The sequence below is a fragment of the uncultured Treponema sp. genome (assembly GCF_946187725.1).
In the GTDB taxonomy this organism is placed as follows: Bacteria; Spirochaetota; Spirochaetia; order Treponematales; family Treponemataceae; genus Treponema_D.
In genome coordinates, this window is the sequence record NZ_CAMHSK010000069.1 from 1 (window position 1) to 6,068 (window position 6,068).

Here is a 6,068-nt window from a genome sequence, read left to right on the forward strand (position 1 = left end):
TTGCACCACCGATGATAGCAACCTGTGGTTTTGGTGGGTTCTCAACCATTGGCTGGATGTATTTAACTTCTTTTTCCATGAGGAAGCCGCCAACTGATGGAACTGGCATGAATTTAGAGATAGAAGCTGTAGAAGCCTGGTCGCGGTGAGCTGTACCGAATGCATCGTTTACGAAGATGTCACCGTAAGAAGCAAGCTCTTTTGCCATAACATCGCGCTCAGCAGCGTCTTTTGAAGTTTCTTCCTTATGGAAGCGTGTATTTTCGAGCATTGCAACTGCACCCTCTGGGAGAGCATCAATTGCAGCCTTCTGTCCGAGTGCATCAGGCAAGAATGTGACTTCTTTTCCGAGTTTTTTTGCAAAATACTCAACGACTGGCTTCATGCGGTTCTTTCCGTTGATGAATTTCTCAGCGTCTTCAGAAGTCCAGGTCTTTCCAGCTTTTTCAGCCTTTTCCTGAGCCTTTTTAACATCCTTTTTAGGATCGCCGAGGTGGCTCATCAAAACGAGTGAGCGTGGATTCTGCTCAAGGATATACTGGATTGTAGGGAGAGCAGCCATGATACGAGTATCATCCTGAACAACGCCTTCCTTCATAGGAACATTGAAATCAACGCGCATGATAATGCGTTTGCCTTTAAGATCAACATCTTTTACTGTCTTGATCATCTGAACTCCTATAAAAAGTCAAGAAGGAAGTTTGAACTTTCGATTGACTTTTTAAGCCGCTTCGCAATGCAATGAGAAGAGGCGGTTAATATGCAAGTTTCCGTACGGAAACTTGTCAAGATAAAAACGGACGCTATTTGTGGCAGTTTTTATCTATGAACTCCTTTTATAAGAAATCAGCAAACAGTCTACAACCTTTTTGAGATAAATTCAACAAAGTGAACGGAAATTTAAAAGTGGAAAACGGAAAGTTTAAAACAGAAAATTGAAAGTGGAAAGCTAAAAATCAATTGCACTTCCCCGCAGAGACATTTCCTTTTTTTGCTTTGGGCTCTGTGCCCTTTGTGAGAAATTTACTATAATCAACTTATGTTCAGTCCGGAAGAAATAATTTTTGCCACAACGACAGCCTGCAACCTTCACTGCCCGCACTGTTTTGTCAATCGCGAGCCTTTTCATCTCAATGCAGAAGATGCAGTCACTTTTCTAAAAAGCACACACGAATCAGCAGACGCTAATATTGAAAAAATCGGGTTTTCAGGCGGGGAACCATTCCTTAATATTGATTTTCTCGAAAAAGTCATCAAATCTTCTATAGAATATGATTTTATGTTTGACAGAATCATGACAAACGGCGACTGGTGGAAATCCGAAGAAGGCCTGCGCACCACATTTCAAAAAATTTACGACGCGGGCTACGATGGCAAAATCGGATTAAGCTATGACAGTTTTCATGCACAAAACGAAGAAAGAATCGCAAAGTTCATACAGATTGCATGGGATTTTTTTGGAAACGATGCAGTTGAAATTCAGAGTGTAAACAATGAGGGGGCAAGCCTTCCCCCTGGGGTTCAAGCTTCGCTTTCACCCACACCCCCTTCTCCTGGGGAACATTCTTCGACTCGTGCCCCAAGCCCCAGAAAAACCGTACAGGAATTGCTTTTGTCTCTCTCCCAAAAATTAAATCTAACTTACGAAGAGCAGATTTCAAAATCCAGGCGCGGAATTGTCACTCTTTCAGACGAAGAGCATTTTCTTCCGGCCTACATTCAAACCGAAAGCTACCAGTCAACTGACCCGCGCGCCTTCAAGGACGCAAAATGGTTCAAAGATGATTTCTGTGAAGGCCCCGGCCAGATTCTTTTTGTACACGCGACAGGTGACATTGCCCCTTGCTGCGGATTTGCAAACGAAAACAAAGAACTTTTTATCGGAAAAATCACTGACGATTTCGATACGGTCCTGAAAAATGCCGCTAAAAACAAAATGATTAAAATCTGCTACGAAGAAGGGCTATCAAAACAGGTAAAACTTCTTAAAGAACAAGGGAAACTCCCCGACGGAAAAACAAACGACATCTGCACTTTCTGCGACTTGGTGTGTAAGATAGCAGTGAGCAGTGAGCAGTGAGCAATCATTTTCAACTGCTAACTGCTACTTGCTAACTACTTTATCTTCTTCACGCTTTCATCAAATTCCACGCCGCTCACTTCATTTTCTGTGCCAAATTCAATTCCATCCTCAAGGTGCATGATTTCATTCTCAACACAGCCCATGACGGCATCAAAATCTGGGGAATTCAGTTTTACATCAACAATCGGGCTTCTCTTTTTATTCTGATATGCGGCAGAGTATTTATTGAGGTTAGAAGGAGTGTTCTTCCGGTGATTGTAAAGATTCCATAAAAATCGGGCGGCAATTGTTTTTGTAACGACAGTATCTTTTGATACAGAATTCTGTGCATCAAGCGGCTTTGAAACAGGATTTAAGAGACCGCTTCCGGCAATTTTGACATACAAATCTTTGTTTGAAAGATTTTTTCCTGCAGTATAATTAAACAACAAGTCAGGATTCAAATTCGCAATCAAAAGCATGTGCATGACGGAAAGTTTTTTGAGGGAAAGAAGCTGAGCGTTATCCCCAGATGAAAGATTCCGGAAATTCCAGCTTGTTTCCCGCAAAACTGCATAATTTTCACGATAGAATTTTTCAAGAGAAAGAAAAGCCTCGTCAAAATCAGCAACGGCCTGTGAGTATTCCATATCTGAATAATGAGCGAGTGCATTTTCAAGTTTCATGAGCGGTAAATCCGCAGTGATTTTCGCCGAAATTTCAGATTTAAGTCCGAGTCTGCGAGCAAGCACAAAAGTTCGAGTTTCCCCTTTAAAAGCATTAACTGACAAATCATAAAACTTTTTTGCCTGAGTTCTGTCATTCATGTCATAACAGACACAGCCTGCCAGGGCATAAAGTCGCGCAACAGCCGCCTTCTTGAGAGAAAGGCTTGAAAGTGCGGAATTTATATCAGAAATCAATTTTTCACAAGAGCGTTGATAGTCCGCTTCTTTTACAACATCTTCTAATGCAAAATAGCGGGCATCCAATGCAGAAAAACGTTTTTCAAAATCAGAAATCTCTGCCACCGAAGAAAGATTATCAACATAAACATCATCCTGCATGGTCACACAGGAAAACAAAGTTAATGACAAAAATGCAAGAACGACAAGTTTTTGGATTCCAAGATTTCTTTTTTCAGTTTTCAATTTTCCTTACCTCGTTTTCCAGGCAACTAATTTTCTGTCGATAGTAAGGGCAATACAATCACTCACTTTGTCGCCGTTAACATCGGCAAATACAGGCTTTCCCCATCCTGTTAGAGGATAACCCGAAAGAAGCTCAAGTTTTTCATTGAACGCGTAAATCACATTGGCATCAGCACACACATACACATTCATTTTTCCGTTCTTTTCAGGATCACGAAGACACAAATAGCCTTCTTTGGCCGTTGAATTCGGAATTTGAACAGAAAGAACCACACCGTCACGGGAAATTCTATACAAAACAGCATCATTTGACAATGCGTAAAAATATTTATCACTTGCGACGACATTTGTCATAAAGACACCGCCAATTCGAATCGGGAAAGAATCAGTCTGTTCACCATCCCGTGAATCACTTCGCCAGACATTCATTTCACCCGCCTGCGTTATCAAAGCAATATAAACTTTGCCGCCTGATTTCATCAAGGCAGGTGCTCCAAAAGCTATGCCGGGAATCTCAAAAGGACTGTCAAGATTCACGCATTTATCGCCCTCAAAATAATAAATTTTTCCCAAAAATCCCTTACTATAAAGTGCAAAACAATCTGAATCAGGTAAAGAAGAAAGCCCTGTTTTTGAAGAAAGACCCGGAATTTCAATAGAAACGACAGATGCATCAGGTTTGATGATGAAAACATTTCCATTTTCTGATAAAACAACAAGTTTCTCCCCTACAACACAAGGCCTGGTTGAAACATTTTCTCCAAGCAAAATCGGGAACCTTTCATGCACATTGAGCGTCGGTGAAAGCAAAGAGACAACTCCACGCGAAGAAACAGACCACAAAGCCGCATCACCTTTGTTTTTTGCACTGGCAATAATTTCAACACTATCAGATTCTTCTTTAGAGAAAACAGTCATTCCAGAAAAATCAAGTGCTTTTATCTGTTTAGAATTTTCGACCCAGTAAACATGCCGCGGATTTTTTCCAGAATCAATCTGAAGATTTTCAGAATCTGCTTTTCCCTCAAGATTTAACGGAAATCCTGCAACAGAATATAAATTTCCGGATTTTCTTGCACAGGCATGCAGTGAGACATCCATAAAGCCTTTGTCGATTCGAATATCAAGCTGCCCCATTGTATAAAGTTTTAACACGCTGGAGATAATTTCTTTACTGCGAAGGAAAAATGGAACACTTCGCTCAAGATTATAATAAAGTGAAAGTGTAGACTCTTTTTTATGATTTCCCGAAACATCGAGGTAATTTTTATTTTTGATTAAAGGCTTGCCAGAGTGCGTATTAGTATAAATCGCTGATAGACATTCTTCGCTCTCTGAAAAATAAATATAACCGTCAAGAACCATGAAATATGGTGAAGGAATATTAATTCCTATAAGCGATAACAGACCGTTGAAAAAAGGTGGCAGCTGTAGTTTTGGAATACGGACACCATCCAAAATCAGTGAATTGTCATCGTTTATCAAGATTGAAGAAGTCAATTTATTGAATACGCGCTGTCTTGCCTTCTCATCCTTTATTTGCAGGACGAAAACTGGGTCATTCTGATTTTCAACACCTAAAACAGCGAATTCATGTGCAGTCCATGAAAAAAGGAATTCGCTCAGATCCATTCCTAGAATTGATTTTGACCATTCTTCACAGTTTTCCCATAACAACTGAGGATTTTCAACATCCTGAAGTAAAGGAAGGATGGCATTTTTTAATTCTTCAAGATTTCCAGCATTAAGAATTGTATAATATTGCGTCACATCGGAAAAACGAGGCAAAAGAGAAGGAACATTTGATTTTCGTGATAAAAGTGAACCTAAAGCCTGATTATTTACATCTGAAATATTAAGAGGGATACTGCTTTTTAGATAAACATCTGAATCAGTTATATTAAAATTGATAAAAGTCAAAGAATCTTCAGAAATCATGGTTGCAATCGAAGAAAGGATTTTATTCTCTTCCGTAACAGATTGCAGGAAAGTCTGTGCATCGGCAACAATACTAAGTTCGCCCCTTGATTTTTTCGACTTATTCGACTCGAATAGCTTTATTTGTTCTTTTGTGTAAGATGAATCATTTTTTGCAAGACTTGCGGTAAGTAAATGTTCAAGTGAATCAGAAGCAATTATAAGATTTTTTACAGATTTTATGTAGATTTTTTTAATTCCAGATGATTTTTGATTTTCATTATTTTGTAATGCCACTTCGTAAACAAATAAAGGAACATCACTTTCAACTTCATAAGAAAGATTTTCTATCTGGAGATTCAATTTCGGATACATATATTGTATGCATCTGCTGAACAGAGAAAAAGCTCCCATATCAGCAACAAATACAAAATGCGAATTAGTACCAATATCAGCCCCATTCCCATATAAAGCAAAATCAAAAGGTCGACTAGCAAGCATTTTGAATAAAAAATCTTCCCTGATTTCAGAAGACTTAAACTCCATAAAAGGCTTTCGGATTCCGGCAAATTCGGGAGAGGAAAGAATAACATCACATGCCTGCAAATCAAACAACGGATTTACGGTATCAAAAGCAGAACGGCTAGAAACATAAAGGGAATATCCCCTTGGAATAGATGAAAGAGCGGATTTTTTATCAAAAGCACAAAATGAAAAGATACATGCTAATGTTAAAATGATAACAAGCAGAGCAACTACAATCGAAAAAATAAAACTGATGATTCTATTTTTTTGAGTTTTTTTAGCATCAAGTTGTTTTTCTATATTATCCAAGAACTTGCCCTCATTCTGTTCCCAAATGAACAGGAAAACGGAAAAGAAATTTAAAAAGAAAAAAGCCGGCGGCTCCCTACTTTCCCCCCATACGGGAGTATCAT

The 6,068-nt window shown here is 39.1% G+C and carries 4 protein-coding genes; 1 reads left to right on the forward strand and 3 read right to left on the reverse strand.

Annotated elements, in window-relative coordinates:
• Positions 1-670 (reverse strand): phosphoglycerate kinase (gene pgk, locus Q0Q74_RS13920; RefSeq protein WP_294431843.1); only part of this gene is annotated, 670 nt, incomplete at its 3' end.
• A gap of 369 nt (positions 671-1,039) precedes the next feature.
• Here pgk and Q0Q74_RS13925 point away from each other — a divergent pair.
• Entirely contained in the window at positions 1,040-2,080 is a 1,041-nt protein-coding gene (locus Q0Q74_RS13925; protein WP_294431846.1) for a radical SAM protein, read from the forward strand.
• A 35-nt stretch (positions 2,081-2,115) separates the two neighbouring features.
• Here Q0Q74_RS13925 and Q0Q74_RS13930 read toward each other — a convergent pair whose 3' ends face one another.
• Together Q0Q74_RS13930 and Q0Q74_RS13935 are read right to left on the reverse strand one after the other, a co-directional pair.
• Complete coding sequence (locus Q0Q74_RS13930; RefSeq protein WP_294431848.1) at positions 2,116-3,213, reverse strand: hypothetical protein; 1,098 nt, start codon at positions 3,211-3,213, stop codon at positions 2,116-2,118.
• Positions 3,214-3,219: 6 nt separating this feature from the next.
• The gene (locus Q0Q74_RS13935; RefSeq protein ID WP_294431850.1) at positions 3,220-5,964 is read right to left on the reverse strand and encodes a DUF3352 domain-containing protein; all 2,745 of its coding nucleotides are present in this window, start codon (positions 5,962-5,964) and stop codon (positions 3,220-3,222) included.
• Positions 5,965-6,068 lie beyond the last annotated feature (104 nt).